Consider the following 609-nt stretch of genomic DNA (forward strand, 5'->3'; position numbering starts at 1 on the left):
ATTGTTTGTTGTTTATTGTTTAGGGTTTATTGTTCTATTGAAATTAGAAACAACAAACCAAGAACTAAAAACTGTTTACACACTCCAAGTAGAAGGACTTTTTCTCCATTCTTGTAATGTCTTTTGTTCTGTTTCTGTTATGTATTGCTTTTCTACAGCAAGATCTAAAAGGTGTTCGTAGTTACTTAATGTATTTAAAGTCACGCCAGCGTTCTTAAAGTTCTCTTCGGCAACATCAAATCCGTACGTGAAGATAGCAATCATTCCTTTTACATTGGCTCCAGCTGCTTTCAAAGCTTCTACGGCCATTAAACTACTATTTCCTGTACTAATTAAGTCTTCTACAACCACAACATTTTGTCCTTTTTGTAAAAAACCTTCCACTTGGTTTTGTCTTCCGTGCTTCTTTGCTTCGGGTCTAACGTACACAAATGGTAGTCCGAGTACTTCTGCAACAAGTATGCCAATGCCAATTGCGCCGGTTGCAACACCTGCAATAACATCGGGTTTGCCATAAATTTCCTCTATTTGTTTAGAAAATTCATCACGGATGTAATTTCTTATCGCTGGAAATGAGAGCGTTAGTCGGTTATCACAATAAATAGGTGA

At 36.8% G+C, this 609-nt stretch carries 1 protein-coding gene; it reads right to left on the bottom strand.

Features of this window, described 5'->3' with window-relative positions:
- Window positions 1-75 precede the first annotated feature (75 nt).
- Window positions 76-609 (bottom strand): orotate phosphoribosyltransferase (gene pyrE / locus DIU01_RS15445; protein WP_290836016.1); only part of this gene is annotated, 534 nt, incomplete at its 5' end.

The organism is Flavobacterium sp. (assembly GCF_003525665.1).
GTDB lineage: Bacteria > Bacteroidota > Bacteroidia > Flavobacteriales > Flavobacteriaceae > Flavobacterium.